Raw genomic sequence first — 16691 nt, 5'->3', positions numbered from 1 at the left:
ACAACGGATAGTCGACGTCAACCATCCGGTCACGCAGCGTCGACCGATCACGCGGAAACTCCCTCTTGCATCGTTGTTTACAACGATGCAGACTGCGCGCTCGGCGCCGCTCGCGGCGCCCCACGCGATCCCCAAGGTGGTGGACGCGCATCACGAGAGGTGCGCCCGTGATCAGAACTGCGATCGCCAGGGCCCTGACGCCCGCGCTCGCCGGAGCCCTGCTGGTCGGCGGCGGTGCCGTCGCAGCAGCTCCCGCCGTCGCAGCCGCCCCCGCGGCCTCCGCGACCCCCGCTCCCCGAGCGGCGGACACCATCGCCCACGACCCCACGGTGGTCCGCGAGGGCGACTGGTACTACATGGTCATCACCGGTGACGCCGGGCGGGCGAACACCTACCTGCCCGTCAAGCGCTCCCGGGACCTCGTCACCTGGACCGAGCTCGACCCGGTGTTCAGCGACCTGCCCTCGTGGGTGCTGCCCACCCTGGGCAGCGCGGTGAACCGGCCCATCACCGACCTGTGGGCCCCCGACCTGAGCTACTCGGGCGGTGAGTGGCGGCTCTACTACGCCGTCTCCGCGGCGTTCGGGCAGAACCACTCCGTCATCGGCCTGGCCACCACCAAGACGCTCGACCCCGCGTCGGCGGACTTCGGCTGGCACGACGAGGGCCTCGTGCTGCAGTCGCAGCCCAGCCCCGGGAACCCGCAGGAGTTCAACGCCATCGACCCGGACGTCACCACCGACGCCAAGGGTCGGCAGTGGCTGTCCTTCGGCTCGTTCTGGACCGGCCTGAAGATGCGCCGCCTCGACGAGCGCACCGGCAAGCTCTCCACCGCGGACACCGCGACGTACGACCTGGTGAACCGGCAGTACGCGCCGAACGCCGTCGAGGGCCCCTCGATCGTGCGGCGCGGGGACTACTACTACCTGTTCGCCTCGTTCGACTACTGCTGCCGCGGCGTGGACAGCGACTACCGCGTCGTCGTCGGCCGCTCGAAGTCCGTCACCGGCCCGTACGTCGACGCCGAGGGCGTCTCGCTGCTCGCCGGCGGCGGCACGGAGCTGCTGCGCGGCTACAACGAGTTCGCCGGTACCGGCCACGGTGACGTGCTGACCGACCGGGGCAAGCAGTACTTCGTCAACCACTACTACGACACCACCGGCGGCGGCACCCCCCGCCTCAACGTGCGCCCGATCACCTGGAAGGACGGCTGGCCCGTCATCGGCGACCCGCTGAACCCCAGCGCGACCGCCGGTCACGGCACGGCGTTCGTGCGGATCGCCTCCCGCAGCACCGGCACCCTGGTGCAGGCCGACGGCTGCGGCCACGAGGGGGCCAACGTCGGGCTCGCCGCCGCGGCCGGTACCGGCGCCGCCGCCCGCTGCCAGCAGTGGCAGGTGGACGACCGCGGGGCCGGCTCGCGCATCCTCAACCGCGAGACCAACAACGTCGCCGAGGTCGCCGCCTGCACCAACGTCGACGGCGGCAACGTGGCGCAGTGGGGCTGGGTGGCCTCCTTCGGCCCCAACGACTGCCAGCGCTGGGGCTTCAGCACCGCCGCCGACGGCTGGACGACGGTGCGCAGCGTCCTGACCGGGCAGCGGGCGTGGACCGCGAACGGCTCCAACGTCGAGATCACGACCGCGGCCACGCCGACCGCGGCCCAGCAGTTCCGCTTCACCCCGGTGGGCGACGTCCTGCTCGGCAGCCCCACCGGCGGGCAGGACGTGCTCGGGGCCCTCGCCTGCACCGGCGACGTCAAGGCGCTGACGAAGGTGGCGCTGCAGAAGCGCACGGCGAAGTCCTGCCAGGAGTGGCGCGTCGACGCCATCGCGGGCAGCGCCGCCTCCACGGTGACGAACGTCAGGAGCCGGCTGCAGCTGGCGACGAACGCCGCCGGTGAGCTCGTCCTCGTGTGGCCCACGAGCGCGAACGCGGCGAGCCGGGCGTGGAGGCTCTCCCCGACCGACGAGGGCACCTGGACGCTGGCGAACCCCTCGACCAGCCGCCAGGTGACGCTGCTGCGTCCCTGACGCGGCCGCGGTGGGCACCGACGAGGCCCACGACCACCACAGCACCACCGCAGCACGACACCGCAGCCGCCCGGGACGTCCCGGGCGGCTGCGGTGCGTCCACCCCGGCCGCGGCGGCTCAGCCCAGCAGCGCGCCCGGGTCCACCACGTCGATGCCGTGCGCCTCGCCGACCTCGGCGCTGGTGAGCTGCCCCTCGTGGGTGGACAACCCGTGCGCCAGGGCCGCGTCGGCGCGCAGGGCGTCGCGCCAGCCGTGCCGGGCGAGCCTCACGACGTAGGGCAGCGTCGCGTTGGTCAGGGCGTAGGTGGAGGTGTGCGGCACCGCGCCGGGCATGTTCGCCACGCAGTAGAAGACCGAGTCGTGCACCGCGAACGTGGGCTCGTCGTGCGTGGTGGGCCGGGAGTCGGCGAAGCAGCCGCCCTGGTCGATGGCGATGTCCACGAGCACCGAGCCGGGTCGCATCCGCGCCACGAGGTCGTTGCCGACCAGCTTCGGCGCGCGCGCCCCGGGCACGAGGACCGCCCCGATGACGAGGTCGGCGGCCAGAACCGCCCGGCGCAGCTCGAAGGCGTTGGAGGTCACGGTGCGCACGGCCCCGCCGAAGCGGGCGTCGGCCTCGCGCAGCTTGGGGATCGACAGGTCCAGCAGCGTGACCTCCGCGCCCATGCCGAGGGCGATCTGGGCGGCGTTCTGCCCGGACACGCCGCCGCCGATGACGACGACGTCGGCACCCCGCACGCCCGGGACCCCGCCCATCAGGACGCCGCGGCCCCCGGTGCCGGAGGAGCCACCGCGCATCAGGTGGTAGGCCCCGACCTGCGGGGCGAGCCGGCCGGCGACCTCGCTCATCGGGGCCAGCAGCGGCAGGGAGCGGTCGGGCAGCTGGACGGTCTCGTAGGCGATCGCGGTGGTGCCCGAGGCCAGCAGCGCGTCGGTGCACGCCCGGGAGGCCGCGAGGTGCAGGTAGGTGAAGAGGACCTGGCCCTTGCGCAGCAGGGCGTGCTCCTGCTCGACGGGTTCCTTGACCTTCAGCAGCAGGTCGGCCTCGCCCCAGACGTCCTCGGCGGCCGCCACGATCCGCGCCCCGGCGGCCTCGTAGTCGGCGTCCGGCAGCGAGCTGCCGAGGCCGGCACCGGCCTGGACGAGCACCTCGTGGCCCTGGCCGACGAGCTCGTGGGCGCCCGCGGGCGTCAGGGCGACGCGGTACTCGCGGTTCTTCACCTCGGTGGGGACCCCGACCCTCATGGCGCTCTCCTCGTGTCGGCGCCGTGGGGCGCGGGACGTCCGGACCTGGTCCCAGGATGAAGATGTGACCACGGCGTCGCAATGCGGCTGAACGAGATTCGGTACGCTCGCGCGATGACGAGCACCGGTTCACCGACGCGCCGCGGGCCGGGCTCCGTCCCGAAGAACGTTCGGCCCGCTCCCGACGACGTGGACCGCGCGATCCTGCACGAGCTCGCCGTCGACGGCAGGCTGGCGAACAACGCCCTCGCCGAGCGGGTCGGCATCGCCCCCTCCACGTGCCTGGCGCGGGTGCGGGCGCTGCGGGAGGCCGGCGTCATCCGCGGTTTCCACGCCGACGTGGAACCCCGCGCCCTGGGCCGCGACCTGCAGGCGATGATCGCCGTCAAGCTCGCCGCCCACGCCCGCGGCAGCATGGGGCCCTTCGTGCAGCGGATCAGCCGGCAGCCGGAGGTGCTCGACGTCTACTTCGTCGCCGGCGCCAACGACTACCTCGTGCACGTCGCCGTCGGCAGCACCGAGGACCTGCGCGAGTTCGTCGCCGAGCACCTCAACCGCGATCCCGACGTCGCGCTCACCGAGACCAACCTGATCTTCGAGCACACCCGCGCGGCCGGCCGGCGCTGAGGGGCGGCCGCGGGCCGCTGGTCAGGTCGGCAGGCCGACGGGGGGTTCACGTCGGCAGGCCGACGTTGACCAGCAGGAGGTAGGCGGCGGTGCCGGTGGCGATGCTGAGCAGGGCGTTGCGGCGCCAGCGGTGGACGGCGACCGTGACCGCGACGCCCACCAGCTCGTCGAGCCCGTGGGAGCCGGCGGTGAGGTCGACGCCGGAGAGGCAGTAGGCGGCCAGGATCGCGACGGCGCCCAGCGGCATCCACCGCCCCAGGTCGGCCAGCAGGGCGGAGCCGCTGAGGGCGCCCCGCACCGCGAAGGGCAGGGCCCGCAGGGTGACGGTGATGGCCACCACCACCGCCACCGCGGTGACCGCGTACCCGGGGTCGAGGGGGGCCTCAGGCACGGCCGGGCCTGCGGGTGACGTGGTGGCGCGCCAGCAGGCACGCGGTGAACGAGGTCATCGCCACCGGCAGCATCGCCTGCGACCCCAGCGCGCTGGTCGCGACCAGCGCGAGGCCGGCGCAGCCGGCGGCCAGGACCAGGGTGCGCCGGTCGGGACGGGCGCGGTAGGCGTCCAGGGTGAGCACCACGAACAGGGCGGTCAGCACGAAGTCCAGGCCGTGCAGGCCGCCCAGCACGGTGGCCCCCAGCACGCCACCGGCCGCGGAGCCGGCGGCCCAGCCGGCGTGCATGCCGAACTGCGTCCACACGATGCGCCCGCCGCTCAGCGCCTCCGGCGCCTTGCCCGCCGTGAGGGCGTAGGCCTCGTCGCACAGCGCGAAGACGCTGTAGGCCCTGCCCAGGCGTCCCCGCACGCGGTGCAGGGGGAAGGTGAGCCCGTAGAAGAGGTGGCGGGAGTTGACCAGCAGGGTCGTCACCGCGACGGCCGCGACGGGCGCGGCGGTGGCCAGCATCCCGACGAGGACGAACTCCACCGACCCGGCGAACACGGTCGCCGAGATCACCGGCGCGAGCCACCACGGCAAGCCGTGGGCGGTGACCAGCGCCCCGAAACCGACGCCCAGCGCGACCATGCCCGCCCACACCACCCCGCTCTCCCGCGCCGCGGCGGTCAGGTCGCCGCCGCGGGGTGCGCGCCGCGTCGCGCCGGCGTCCCGGGCGCCCACCGGGGTGAGTTCGTCCATGGCTCCAGGGTAGGAAGGATCGGACGCAATGTGCTTGCCACTTCTTGCTCCAGCGATCCCTCGGCGCAACGATCGGAACATGGATGCCGTGGATCACGCAATCATCGAGGAGCTGCGCCGCGACGGGCGGCTGACCAACCAGGACCTGGCCGCCCGGGTGGGCCTGACGCCGGCCCCGTGCCTGCGCCGGGTGCGCCGCCTGGAGGCCGACGGCGTGATCGTCGGGTACACCGCCCTCGTCGACCCGGCAGCGCTCGGGGCCGGCTTCGAGGTGATCATCCACGCCGACCTGCTGGCCAGCGGCTGGGACAGCGTGGAGGCGTTCGAGCAGCGGGTGGCCGCGATGGCGGAGGTCGTCGAGCTGCACCGCATGTTCGGCTCGCCCGACTACCTCCTGCGCGTGCGCGTCGCCGACGTCGAGGCCTACGAGCGGTGGCTGACGACCCAGCTGCTCAACGACCCAGCCGTCGCCCGCGTCGACTCCCGCCTCACCATGAAGGTGATCAAGGCCCAGCGGTGACCGCCGCCCCGGCGGTCGTTGCCGGACCGGCAACGACGCTCGGCCCCCGGACGGGCGGCGGCCATGCTGGCCGGGTGATCGAACCGACGGACCGCACCCCCGACGCCGCCGAGTGGGACGAGCGCTACGGCACCTCCTCCCGCATCTGGAGCGGTGAGCCCAACGGCGCCCTCCTCGCCGAGGTCGCCGACCTCACCCCCGGCCGGGCCCTCGACGTGGGCTGCGGCGAGGGCGCCGACGCGGTGTGGCTGGCCCGCCGGGGCTGGCGGGTCACCGCGCTGGACGTCTCCGCCGTGGCGCTGCAGCGCGCCGCGGCCCACGCCCGCGAGGCCGGCGTCGACGTGACGTGGGTGCACGCGGGGCTCGTCGAGGCGGGGTTGCCGGCGGGCGGCTTCGACCTCGTCTCGGCGCAGTACCCGGCCCTGCGCACGCTGCCCGGGGCGGTGGCCGAGCGCACCCTGGCAGACCTCGTCGCACCGGGCGGGACGCTGCTGGTGGTGCACCACGTCGTCGACCTGCTCGCCGTGCCCACCCCGGGCGGTTTCGACCCCGCGCAGTACGTGCTGCCCGCGGACGTCGCCGCGCTGCTCGGCCAGGGGTGGCGGATCGAGGTCGACGAACGCCGGCCCCGCACCGTCTCCGGCGGGGCCGGTGCCCACCACCGCGACGACGTCGTACTGCGGGCCCGCCGGTCCTGACCCCGGGCGCGGCCGCACCGGGCGCGCCCCCACCGGGGCCGGGGCGGGGGTCCGCACGTGACACCATCTACCGGGCCCGTCCGCAGTGTCGAAAGGCTGAGCTCGTGAAGGTTCTCTCCATCCAGTCGGCGGTGGCCCACGGTCACGTCGGCAACTCGGCGGCCGTGTTCCCCCTGCAGCGGATCGGCGTCGAGGTCGTCCCCGTCCACACGGTCAACTTCTCCAACCACACCGGCTACGGCGCGTGGCGGGGACCGGTCATGGCCGCCGAGGACGTCCGCGACGTCATCACCGGCGTCGAGGAGCGCGGGGTGTTCCCCCAGGTCGACGTCGTGCTCTCCGGCTACCAGGGGGGCACCGGCATCGCCGACGTCGTCGTCGACGCCGTCCGCCGGGTGAAGGCCGCCAACCCCTCGGCCGTCTACGCGTGCGACCCGGTGATGGGCAACGCCAGGTCCGGCTGCTTCGTCGCCCCCGAGATCCCGGACCTGCTGCGGGACCGGGTCGTGCCCGCCGCCGACATCATCACGCCGAACCAGTTCGAGCTCGGCTACCTCACCGGGACCGAGCCGACGACGCTGGCGTCCACCCTCGCCTCCGCCGACCTGGCCCGCGCGATGGGGCCCTCCACGGTGCTCGTCACGAGCGTGGAGCGACCCGACCGCGACCCCGGGACCATCGAGATGCTCGTCGTCGACGACACCGGCGCCTGGATCGTGCGCACCCCGCTGCTGCCGTTCAAGGCCAACGGCTCCGGCGACGTCACCGCGGCGCTCTTCGCGGCGCACCACCGGCAGACCGGCGACGCCTCGATCGCGCTGGAGCGCACCGCCTCCAGCGTGTTCGACCTCATCGAGACGACCTACCGCTCCGGGGAGCGGGAGCTGCAGATCGTCCGGGCGCAGGACGTCTTCGCCCACCCGCGCATGCAGTTCACCGCCCAGCGCGTCCGCTGAGCCGGGAGGAGGACAGTCGTGCCGATCCCCGTGCTGACCCGGTCGATGGCCGCGCCCGCCGACGTCCTCGACCCGGCCGTGTTCCTCGTGCCGCACGCCGACGACGAGACCCTCACGATGGGCCCGGCGATCGAGGAGCAGCTGAACGCCGGCCGGTACGTCCTCGTCGTCCTCGTCACGGACGGGCGCGCCTCCGGGGTGCGGGCGCTGACGGGGCTGTCCCACGAGGAGTTCTCCCTGGCCCGCGACCGGGAGTTCCTCGCCGCCTGCGCCGCCCTCGGCGTCCCCCAGGAGCAGGTGTTCCTCGCCCGCTGCGTCGACGGCCGGCTCGACGCCGCCCTCGCCGCCTGCGTCGTCGGCACGTGGGTGCGGCTCTTCCCGGGCGGCGCGTTCCGCACGACGACGTGGACCGACGCCCACGCCGACCACGCCGCCCTCGGTGCGGCGCTGCGCGACCTGGCACCCCTCGTGCCCGGCGGGGACGTGCGCTTCTACGTCAAACCGCCGGAGTGGGACAGCCCCGTCGCGCGGCCACCCGTGCGGGAGGAGCGCACCAGCACGCGCCGCTACCTCGCCGCCTGCGACGAGTACGCCCGCGTCGACCACGCCGCCGGCCGCTGGGGCATCGGGCAGCTGTCCGTCGCCGGCAGCTTCGCGCTGCGCCGCGCCTCCGACGCCAGCCGCTGGCACGGCCTCGCGTAGGGGCCCGTCCTCAGCGGCGTGCCGCCGCGACGACCTCCACCTCCAGCGCCGCGCCCAGCGCCAGCGCCGAGACGCCCACGCAGCTGCGGGCCGGCAGCGGACCCCGGAACCACGCGCGGTAGGCCTCGTCGAACGCCTCGCACGTCGCCAGGTCCGCGAGGTGGACCCGGACCACCAGCGCGTCGTCCCACGTCAGCCCCAGCGCCCCGAGGACGGCGGCCACGTTGCGGCGCACCTGCTCCGCCTGCTCCAGCACCCCGCCCGGCACCAGCTCGCCGGTGATGGGGTCGGTGGGCAGCTGCCCCGTGCAGAACACCAGGTCGCCCCACCGCGTCGCGTGCGCGGAGGGCCCCACCTGCGGCGGCACCCCCTGCTCGGGGGCGAACACGAACGTCTCCCTGCGCGTCCCGGCGCGAGCGGCGGCCACCCGCCCCGCCTCCTCGCCCAGCACCTCGTCCACGGTCTCGTCCACGTCGTCCTCCGTCGCTGGGCGTCCCCCTGCCGCGGGCACCCCCAGCGTGCCCGTCACCGCCACCATCCGCGCGTTGGACCGGCGCGCCCGCCACCGGCGCCCGCCGGTTCACGCCGGGAGCGGGTTCACGCCGTGAGCAGCGATTCCTCGTGGTCCAGCTCCCGCAGCGCCTCGTGGAGCAGCTCGTCGGGGATCCGGCCCTCGTCGCGCAGCCGCACGAGGGTGCGCCGCTCCACGCCGAGCATCCGCACCCGCAGCCGCCGGTAGGCCGCGCTCGGGGTCTCCACGTCCTGCCGGCCCAGCCGCTCCCAGGCCCGCAGCCGCCGCGCCTCCACCACCTGCCGCAGCCGCTCCTCCACCCCCGGCGGCAGCGGCTCCTCCTCCCGCGCCAGCTGCTCCTCCAGGTCCGCCAGCGCCGCCGAGGCCGCGGTCTCCACGGCGGCCGCCGCGCTGAGGCGGTCCTGGCCCGGGTCCTGGCGCACCCCCACCAGCCGGATCACCGCCGCCAGCGTCGAGCCCTGCACGACCAGGGTGGCGGCGATGACGCAGAACGTCAGGAACAGCAGCAGGTCCCGGCCCGGCAGCGGCGCCCCCGCCTCGTCCACCTCCGGCACCGCGAACGCCGCCGCCAGGCTCACCACCCCGCGCATCCCCGCCCACGACACCACCACCAGGCCCCGCCACGGCGGCCAGCCCTCCCGCGCCCGCACCCGACGCGACAGCAGCGGCGGCAGGTAGGTGGCGGGGAAGACCCACGCGAAGCGGCCCAGCACGACGACCGCCACGACCGCCAGCGCCGAGAGCGCCAGCTCCCCGGCGCTGCGGCCGTTGTCCGCCAGCGCCTCCAGGACCCGCGGCAGCTGCAGGCCGATGAGGGCGAACACCACGCCCTCCAGGACGAAGTCCACCATCCGCCACACCGCCGCCGTCTGCATCCGCGCCGCCGAGCCCACGACGACCGGGTTGCGGTTGCCCAGCAGCAGGCCGGCCACCACCACCGCCAGCACGCCGGAGGCGCCGACCTCCTCCGCCGGCAGGAACGCGGCGAACGGCGTCAGCAGGCTGACCGCGTTCTCCACGACCGGGTCGTCCAGGCGGCGGCGCACCCACACCACGACGACCGCGACGAGCAGGCCGATCGCGACCCCGCCGGCGCTGGCCCACGCGAACCGCGCCGCACCCTCCAGCAGCGAGAAACCACCCGTGACGGCCGCGGCCACCGCCACCCGGTACGCCGTCAGCGCGGTGGCGTCGTTGACGAGGCTCTCCCCCTCCAGGATCGTCATGATCTTGCGGGGCAGCCCCATCCGCCGCGCCACCGCGCTGGCCGCCACCGCGTCCGGCGGCGCCACCACCGCCCCCAGCACGAGCGCCGTCGCCAGCGGCAGGCCCGGCACGAGCGCGTGCGCGGCGAAACCCACCAGCAGGGTGCCGAACAGGACGTACCCCACCGACAGCAGCCCGATCGGGCGCCGGTACTGCCGGAACCCCTGCAGCGAGCTGGTCAGCGCCGCCGAGTACAGCAGCGGCGGCAGCACGAGGACGAGCACGAACCCCGGGTCCAGCTCGTAACCGGGCACCCCGGGCACGCCGGAGGCCAGCACCCCGGCGAGGACGAGCAGGATCGGGCCGGGCAGGCCGTAGCGGCGCGCCGCCCCGGCGATGGCGGTGACGGCCAGGAGCAGCAGGAGGACCTCGACGAGGCCGTGGAAACCGTGCACGGGCGGCAGTCAAGCGGGTGGCCCCCGCGCGGGCCAGCGCCCCGGCGGCGCGTCCGGCGGCCCACTCAGGCCGCGGCCAGCGCGTCCAGCCCCGCGAGCACGTCACCGGTGAGCCGCAGGTCCGCCGCGGCGAGGTTCTCCTCCAGGTGCGCCACGCTGCCGGTGCCGGGGATCGGCAGCAGCACCGGCGAGCGGTGCAGCAGCCACGCCAGCGCCAGCTGGGTGCGGCCGGCACCGGCGCGCCCGGCCAGCTCGCCCACGCGCGCATCGGCGGCCACCCCGCTGCCGCTGCGCACCGGGGAGGCACCCAGCGGGAAGAACGGCAGGAACGGGATCCCCTCCCGCTCGCAGATCCGCAGCACGTCCTCCCCGGAGCGGTCCAGCACGCTGTACGGGTTCGACACGGTCGCCACCGGGGTGCGCCCCAGCGCCAGCTCCAGCTGCGCGGCGTCCACGTTCGACAGCCCCACCCGCTCCAGCAGCCCGTCGTCGGAGATGTCGAGCATCGCGTCGAGGGCCTCGGCGAACGTCACGTCCGGGTTCGGCGTCCAGCGCAGGTGCACCACCGGCAGCGTCTCCAGCCGCAGCAGCCGCAGCTCCCGCTCCGCGCCCGCGCGCAGCTCCTCCGGGCGCAGCGCCGTGGACCAGGACCCGTCCTCCCGCCGCGCCGCGCCGAGCTTGGACACCACCACGAGGTCGTCCGGGTAGGGGCGCAGCGCCTCGGCGACCAGCTCGTCCGCCACGTCCGGGCCGTAGTACCAGGCGGTGTCCAGCACCCGCACGCCCAGCTCCACGGCCCGGCGCAGCACCCGCAGCGCCTCGTCGCGGTCGGCCGGCGGGCCGGAGATGCGCGGCCCCGTCAGCCGCATCGTGCCGTAGCCGAACCGCGGGACGGTGCGGCCGGCGACCTGGAGGGTCCCTGCTGCGTCGAGGCTCACGGGGCCATGCTCACCCGGCCGGCGGCGCGCCGCCCGCCGTGCGCTCCAGCACCGCGACCTCGCCGGCCTCCGGGTCGGTGCCGGTGCCGGTGCGGGTGAAGCCCGCGCGGGCGGCCACCCGCAGGGACGCGACGTGGTCCACGGGCACGGTGACCCGCACCACCCGCACCCCGGGCTGCCGCAGCGCCCAGCCGGCCAGCAGGTCGGCCGCCTCCGAGGCCGCGCCCCGGCCGGCGTGCCGCGGGTAGGTGGCGTAGCCGAGCACGACCGCGCCGTCGGCGCCGGGCGGCCCGGCGAACCCCGCCGACCCGACCACCTCACCGCCGGCCCGGTCCACGCACAGCCACGCCCACCAGCCGAGCTCGGCGGGGTGCCCGCGCAGCCGGTCGCGCACGAAGGGCAGCGCGTCGTCCATCAGCGGGGGCGCGACGGCCGGGTCGGGGAACACCGCGCCGGTGAGGGCGGTGAGCGCCGCGGCGTCGCCGTCCACCCACGCGGCCAGGGCGTCCGCGCCGAGGGGGTGCAGGTCGAGCAGCTCCCCGGACAGCACCGGGGGGCGGGGGTCCTCGGGCGGGGTCGGTGCGGTACCGGGCACGGCCGGGCACCGTAGCGACCGGCCGCGCCCCGGCGCGCGGGGTTTTCGCCGGCCGGCCGCCGCGGCGTCAGCTGAAGCGGCGCCCCGTCAGCCGCTCGTACGCCTCGACGTAGCGGGCGCGGGTGCGCGCCACGACGTCCTCGGGCAGCGGCGGGGGCGGGGCGTCGGCGGAGCGGTCCCAGCCGGAGGCCGGCGACGTCAGCCAGTCGCGGACGAACTGCTTGTCGAAGCTCGGCTGGGCGCGGCCCGGCCGCCAGGTGTCGGCCGGCCAGTAGCGGGAGGAGTCCGGGGTGAGGACCTCGTCACCGAGCACGACCCGCCCCCCGGACGCGCCGAACTCCAGCTTCGTGTCGGCCAGCACGATGCCCCGCTCGCGCGCCACGGCCTCCGCGCGGGAGTACACCTCCAGCGTGAGGCGGCGCAGCTGCGCGGCGGTGTCCGCCCCGACGGTCGCGACCACGGCGTCGAAGTCGACGTTCTCGTCGTGCTCGCCGAGGGCGGCCTTCGCGGCGGGGGTGAACACCGGCTCCGGCAGCCGGGAGCCGTCCTCCAGCCCCGCGGGCAGCGCCACCCCGCACACCGATCCGGTGGCGCGGTAGTCGGCGAGGCCGGAACCGGTGAGGTAGCCGCGGGCGACGCACTCCACGGGGTACATGTCGAGCCTGCGGCACACCATCGCCCGCCCGGCGACCGCCGCGGGCACGTCGGTGGAGACGACGTGGTTCGGCACGACGTCGGCGAGGCGCTCGAACCACCACAGGCTCAGCGCGGTGAGCACCCTGCCCTTGTCCGGCACCGGCGTGGCGAGGACGTGGTCGTAGGCGGAGATCCGGTCGCTGGCCACGACGAGGACGACGTCCGCGGAGCCCTCCCCGGAGCCACCGGCGGGCTCGTACAGGTCGCGGACCTTGCCGGAGTAGACGTGGCGCCAGCCGTCGAGGGCGGGCGCGGCGGGGAGCGTCGTCACGGGGCCCATCGTCCCAGACCGCCGCGGGCCCCCCGTGCGGCGACGGTGCGGCGACGGTGCGCCCACCGGTTTCGCGCCCGCCCCGGCGGGTACGGCTGCGGGCAGGACGAGCAGGGGAGGTCACCGTGACGACGAGCGGCGCGGCAGCGGGCGGGGAGCCGGAGGACGGGGTGCTGGACAGCGCGATGGCCACCGGCAACGACGAGGGCGAAGCCGGCGAGCCCGGCCCGGCGCCCTTCCCGGACCTCGGGCCGGACGACCCCGAGCAGGGGGTCGAGAGCACCGCGGAGGCGATCGCCGCCGCCCACGACGACGCGCCGCTGCCGCGCTCGGTGCTGCCCCCGGCCGTCGAGCGGGAGCCCGACCCGCGGGTGCCGCGCTTCTCCGACGCCTGAGCCGCCCGAGCCGCCCGAGCGACCCGGGCGGCCCGGGCCGTCAGGCGCCCGCGGCGGCCAGCGCGATGTCGCGGCGGAACTGCCCGCCCACCAGCCCGACGCGCTCCACCGCGGCGTAGGCCGCCGACCGCGCCGCCGCCAGGTCCGCCCCGGTGCCCACCACCGACAGCACGCGCCCGCCGGAGCTGACCACCGCGTCCCCGCGCAGCGCCGTCCCCGCGTGCAGCACGTACGCGTCCTGGACCTGCGCCGCGGCCTCCAGCCCGCCCAGCGGCTCCCCCGTCAGCGGGGTCCCCGGGTAGCCCGGGGCGGCCACCACGACCGTCACCGCCGCCTCCTCGCGCCAGCGCAGCGGGGGCACCACCGCCAGCCCCCCCTCCGCCGCGGCCCGCAGCAGCCCCGCCAGCGGCGTCACCAGCCGGGCCAGCACCACCTGCGTCTCCGGGTCGCCGAAGCGGGCGTTGAACTCGATGACGCGCACGCCCCGGGAGGTGAGCGCCAGGCCGCAGTAGAGGACCCCGGTGAACGGGGTGCCGCGGCGGGCCATCTCCGCCACCACCGGCCGCGCCACGCGCTCCAGCACCTGCTCGGTCAGGTCCGCCGGCGCCCACGGCAGCGGCGAGTAGGCCCCCATGCCGCCGGTGTTCGGGCCGGCGTCGCCGTCACCGAGGCGCTTGAAGTCCTGCGCCGGCGCCAGCGGCACCACGTCGGTGCCGTCGCAGACGCAGAACAGCGACACCTCCGGCCCGTCGAGGAACTCCTCCACGACGACCGCGCCGCCCTCGCGGGCCAGGCAGGCGCGGGCGTGCGCCAGCGCCGCCTCCCGGTCGTCGGTGACGACGACGCCCTTGCCGGCGGCCAGCCCGTCGTCCTTGACCACGTGCGGGGCCCCGAAGGCGTCGAGCGCGGCGGCGACCTCCTCCTCCGTGGTGCACAGGTGGGCCATCGCCGTCGGCACGCCCGCCGCGGCCATGACCTCCTTCGCGAACGCCTTGGAGCCTTCCAGCCGGGCCGCCTCCGCCGAGGGCCCGAAGCAGGCGATCCCGGCGGCGCGCACGGCGTCGGCGGCACCGGCCACCAGCGGCACCTCGGGGCCGACGACGACGAGGTCCGCGCCGAGGCGCCGCGCGACGTCGGCCACCGCCTGCGGGTCGGACACGTCCAGCGGCTCGCAGGTGACGACGGCGGCGATGCCGGCGTTGCCGGGCGCGGCCACGACGCGGGTCACCGCCGGGTCGGCGAGCAGGCTGCGGACGAGGGCGTGCTCCCGGGCACCGGAGCCGACGACGAGGATCTCCACGGACGGCGAGCCTACTGGCGCGCGGGGCCTGGCCCCCCGCACCGCCGGGCCGGTCGCGCTGCCGCGGCGCGCGGGCTGCGCCAGGATCGGCGGGTGGCAGCCGGCACCCTCCTCTCGACCGCGGCGCAGCGACGGCTGCGCGCCGGGGTGCAGCGCTGGCGGGGCTCCTGGTGGCAGATCCTGCAGTGCGCGGTGGGCGCCGCCCTCGCGTGGACGCTGGCCCAGCGGCTGTGGGACCAGCCGTACCCGGTGTTCGCCTGCGTGGCCGTGGTCATCGGGCTCGGCGTCTCCACGGGCCAGCGGCTGCGGCGGGTCGCCGAGATCGGGGCGGGCGTCACCGGCGGGGTGGTCATCGGGACGCTGCTGCTGCACGTCCTGGGCCGCGGCGCCTGGCAGCTCAGCCTCATCGTGCTGCTGGCCATGGCGTTCGCCCGGTTCGTCGACAACGGGGTCCTGCTCGTCAACCAGACCGCGGTGCAGGCGGTGTTCATCGCCGCGATGCCCCCGCAGCCCGGCGGCGGCTACGGGCGGTGGCTGGACGCCATGACGGGCGCGGCGGTGGCCATCCTCATCGCCGCGCTGCTGCCCAACGACCCCCGCCGCGACGTGCGGGCGCGGACCGCGGCGTACGCCGGGCACCTCGCCGACATCCTCGAGGACACCGCCGAGGCGGTGCGCACGCACGACGAGGAGCTGGCGGCGCGGACCCTGGAGGCCGCCCGCGGCACCCAGCAGCAGCTCGACGCGTGGACGGCGGCCGTGACCGCCGGGCAGGAGGTCGCGGGCCTGTCGCCGCTGCGCCGCGGCGGCCGGGAGGAGCTGCAGGCGCACCTGCGGCTGGCCAAGGGGGTGGACCGGGCCACGCGCAACCTGCGGGTGGCGGTGCGCCGGGTGCACACGGCGCTGGACTACGGGGAGCGGCTGCCGGAGTCCCTCGGCGGGGTGTTCGAGGAGCTGGCCGCGGCGGTGCGCTCCTTCGGGGTGCCGGCGTTCGAGGGCGAGGAGCAGCCCCCGGGGGTGGCGGCGCTGCGGGAGCTCGCGCTGCGGCTGAGCCCGCGGGTGCTGGGTGCGGAGGACCTGTCGGCGACGGTGGTGGTGGCGCAGCTGCGCTCGGCGGTGGTGGACCTGCTGGAGGCGCACGGGGTGCCGGCGGAGGAGACCCACCGGCTGCTGCCGCGCTGAGGACGACGGCCGGGCGGGCGCGTGGAACTCCTCGCACCCGGGTCCACCCCCGGGCGGATCGGTTAGGCTCACCTCACCGCGCCGACCGGCACGGGCCGCCGAGGAGGGCCGCCGCGTGAGCACGACCACCGCCAGCAGCACCACCGCCGTGGATCCCGCGTACCGCCCGCTCGTGCTGCGCGTGGCGCGGCGGGAGCGGCTGTCCCCGAGCTTCCTGCGCCTCACCCTCACCGGCGACGACCTCGCCACCTTCGGCGCCGGCGGCTGGGACCAGCGGGTCAAGCTCGTGCCGCCGCGCGCCGGCGTCTCCTGGCACGGCACCGGACCGGGGTGGTACGAGTGGTGGCTGTCGCTGCCGGACGCGCAGCGCCCCCCGATGCGCACCTATACCGTCCGCGCCTGCCGCCCGCAGCTGCGGGAGATCGACGTGGACTTCGTGCTGCACGGCGTCGACGGCCACGACGCCGGGCCCGCGGGTCCGGCCGCGAGCTGGGCCGCGACCGCCGCCCCGGGCGACGAGATCACCGTGATCGGGCCATCCGCCCCGGGGTCGGGGCGGATGTGGGGTGTGGAGTTCGCCCCGCCGCCCACCGCCCGCACGCTGCTGATGGCCGGCGACGAGACCGCCGTGCCCGCCGTGTGCTCGGTGCTGGAGGCGCTGCCGGCCGGGGTGCGGGTCGCGGCGCTGCTGGAGGTGCCCACGGCCGCCGACGTCCTGGCGCCGGTCACGGCCGCCGACGCGGAGGTCGTGTGGCTGCCCCGGGAGGGCGCGGCCCACGGGGAGCTGCTGTGCGCCGCCGTGCGCGAGCGGACCGCCGCGCTCGTGCAGGCACCCGCCGCGGCCGGGCCGGTGGCGCTGGAGGACGTCGACGTCGACGCGCAGATCCTCTGGGAGGTCCCCGAGGCCGCGGCGACGTGCGGGCCGGAGGACCTCTACGCCTGGCTGGCCGGTGAGGCGGCGGTGGTGAAGGAGCTGCGCCGGCACCTGGTGCGCGACCTCGGGGTACCGCGGCAGTGCGTGGCGTTCATGGGGTACTGGCGGCGAGGACGGTCGGAGGGCGCGTGAGCGGCGGGCGAGGGGTGGGGCGGGAACCGTTGCAGGAGAGGGTGCAGGAGAAGGTGCAGGAGGGCGTGCGCGCGGTGGTCGACCGCGCCGGCGAGGTGCTGGGCCGGGCCGGTGACGCGCTGCGCGGGCGCACCGGCCCC

18 protein-coding genes are annotated in these 16691 nt (G+C 76.3%); 9 read left to right on the top strand and 9 right to left on the bottom strand.

From position 1 onward, the window contains the following. Window positions 1–167: 167 nt before the first annotated feature. Complete coding sequence (locus ABEB16_RS02620) at window positions 168–2033, top strand: family 43 glycosylhydrolase (RefSeq protein ID WP_345710720.1); 1866 nt, start codon at window positions 168–170, stop codon at window positions 2031–2033. Window positions 2034–2151: 118 nt separating this feature from the next. On the opposite strand, the gene ald is transcribed toward ABEB16_RS02620, so the two are convergent. After that, window positions 2152–3279 carry an alanine dehydrogenase gene (gene ald / locus ABEB16_RS02615; protein ID WP_345710719.1) on the bottom strand — a complete coding sequence of 376 codons (1128 nt, stop codon included), beginning with the start codon at window positions 3277–3279 and terminating at the stop codon, window positions 2152–2154. A 114-nt stretch (window positions 3280–3393) separates the two neighbouring features. Between ald and ABEB16_RS02610 the strand changes: the two genes are divergently transcribed. Then, window positions 3394–3906, top strand: coding sequence for an Lrp/AsnC family transcriptional regulator (locus tag ABEB16_RS02610; RefSeq protein WP_345710718.1), 513 nt, complete (start codon window positions 3394–3396; stop codon window positions 3904–3906). A gap of 46 nt (window positions 3907–3952) precedes the next feature. On the opposite strand, the gene ABEB16_RS02605 is transcribed toward ABEB16_RS02610, so the two are convergent. Then, on the bottom strand, window positions 3953–4297 hold the full coding sequence (locus tag ABEB16_RS02605; RefSeq protein WP_345710717.1) for a branched-chain amino acid transporter permease: 345 nt from the start codon (window positions 4295–4297) through the stop codon (window positions 3953–3955). Further along, the gene (locus ABEB16_RS02600) at window positions 4290–5039 is read right to left on the bottom strand and encodes an AzlC family ABC transporter permease (protein WP_345710716.1); all 750 of its coding nucleotides are present in this window, start codon (window positions 5037–5039) and stop codon (window positions 4290–4292) included. Before ABEB16_RS02600 ends, ABEB16_RS02605 begins: the two co-directional genes overlap by 8 nt. A gap of 79 nt (window positions 5040–5118) precedes the next feature. Here ABEB16_RS02600 and ABEB16_RS02595 point away from each other — a divergent pair, with 79 nt between their 5' ends. The 4 genes from ABEB16_RS02595 to ABEB16_RS02580 all read left to right on the top strand — a co-directional run bounded on the left by ABEB16_RS02595 (window position 5119) and on the right by ABEB16_RS02580 (window position 7915). After that, window positions 5119–5559, top strand: coding sequence for an Lrp/AsnC family transcriptional regulator (locus tag ABEB16_RS02595; RefSeq protein WP_345710715.1), 441 nt, complete (start codon window positions 5119–5121; stop codon window positions 5557–5559). Window positions 5560–5633: 74 nt separating this feature from the next. Then, window positions 5634–6257 carry a class I SAM-dependent methyltransferase gene (locus ABEB16_RS02590; protein ID WP_345710714.1) on the top strand — a complete coding sequence of 208 codons (624 nt, stop codon included), beginning with the start codon at window positions 5634–5636 and terminating at the stop codon, window positions 6255–6257. Between the two features lie 104 nt (window positions 6258–6361). After that, window positions 6362–7213 carry a pyridoxal kinase PdxY gene (gene pdxY / locus ABEB16_RS02585; RefSeq protein ID WP_345710713.1) on the top strand — a complete coding sequence of 284 codons (852 nt, stop codon included), beginning with the start codon at window positions 6362–6364 and terminating at the stop codon, window positions 7211–7213. A gap of 18 nt (window positions 7214–7231) precedes the next feature. Continuing rightward, the gene (locus ABEB16_RS02580; protein ID WP_345710712.1) at window positions 7232–7915 is read left to right on the top strand and encodes a PIG-L family deacetylase; all 684 of its coding nucleotides are present in this window, start codon (window positions 7232–7234) and stop codon (window positions 7913–7915) included. A gap of 10 nt (window positions 7916–7925) precedes the next feature. Here the strand turns inward: ABEB16_RS02580 and ABEB16_RS02575 are convergent, their stop codons facing one another. The 5 genes from ABEB16_RS02575 to ABEB16_RS02555 all read right to left on the bottom strand — a co-directional run bounded on the left by ABEB16_RS02575 (window position 7926) and on the right by ABEB16_RS02555 (window position 12617). After that, the gene (locus tag ABEB16_RS02575; protein WP_345710711.1) at window positions 7926–8387 is read right to left on the bottom strand and encodes a RidA family protein; all 462 of its coding nucleotides are present in this window, start codon (window positions 8385–8387) and stop codon (window positions 7926–7928) included. 125 nt (window positions 8388–8512) lie between these two features. Beyond that, a complete protein-coding gene (locus ABEB16_RS02570; protein ID WP_345710710.1) occupies window positions 8513–10108 on the bottom strand; it encodes a Na+/H+ antiporter in 1596 nt (531 codons plus the stop codon). Between the two features lie 65 nt (window positions 10109–10173). Then, window positions 10174–11046 (bottom strand): aldo/keto reductase, encoded by an 873-nt coding sequence (locus ABEB16_RS02565; protein WP_345710709.1) that lies wholly within the window; start codon window positions 11044–11046, stop codon window positions 10174–10176. A 10-nt stretch (window positions 11047–11056) separates the two neighbouring features. Continuing rightward, window positions 11057–11641, bottom strand: a complete 585-nt coding sequence (locus tag ABEB16_RS02560; RefSeq protein ID WP_345710708.1) for a GNAT family N-acetyltransferase — start codon at window positions 11639–11641, stop codon at window positions 11057–11059. Between the two features lie 67 nt (window positions 11642–11708). After that, window positions 11709–12617, bottom strand: a complete 909-nt coding sequence (locus tag ABEB16_RS02555; protein WP_425560092.1) for a phosphoribosylaminoimidazolesuccinocarboxamide synthase — start codon at window positions 12615–12617, stop codon at window positions 11709–11711. 116 nt (window positions 12618–12733) lie between these two features. Between ABEB16_RS02555 and ABEB16_RS02550 the strand changes: the two genes are divergently transcribed. Beyond that, a complete protein-coding gene (locus tag ABEB16_RS02550) occupies window positions 12734–13003 on the top strand; it encodes a hypothetical protein (protein ID WP_345710706.1) in 270 nt (89 codons plus the stop codon). Window positions 13004–13043: 40 nt separating this feature from the next. On the opposite strand, the gene purD is transcribed toward ABEB16_RS02550, so the two are convergent. After that, window positions 13044–14303, bottom strand: a complete 1260-nt coding sequence (purD, locus tag ABEB16_RS02545; protein ID WP_345710705.1) for a phosphoribosylamine--glycine ligase — start codon at window positions 14301–14303, stop codon at window positions 13044–13046. Window positions 14304–14396: 93 nt separating this feature from the next. On the opposite strand from purD, the gene ABEB16_RS02540 reads away from it, so the two are divergent. After that, window positions 14397–15485, top strand: coding sequence for an FUSC family protein (locus ABEB16_RS02540; RefSeq protein ID WP_345710704.1), 1089 nt, complete (start codon window positions 14397–14399; stop codon window positions 15483–15485). A gap of 115 nt (window positions 15486–15600) precedes the next feature. Then, window positions 15601–16551 (top strand): siderophore-interacting protein, encoded by a 951-nt coding sequence (locus ABEB16_RS02535; protein ID WP_345710703.1) that lies wholly within the window; start codon window positions 15601–15603, stop codon window positions 16549–16551. Window positions 16552–16691: the final 140 nt, after the last annotated feature.

It is taken from the genome of Kineococcus glutinatus (assembly GCF_039542765.1).
Lineage (GTDB): Bacteria > Actinomycetota > Actinomycetes > Actinomycetales > Kineococcaceae > Kineococcus_A > Kineococcus_A glutinatus.
The sequence above is the reverse complement of the archived record's forward strand: the minus strand, read 5'-3'. Positions and strand labels throughout refer to the sequence as shown.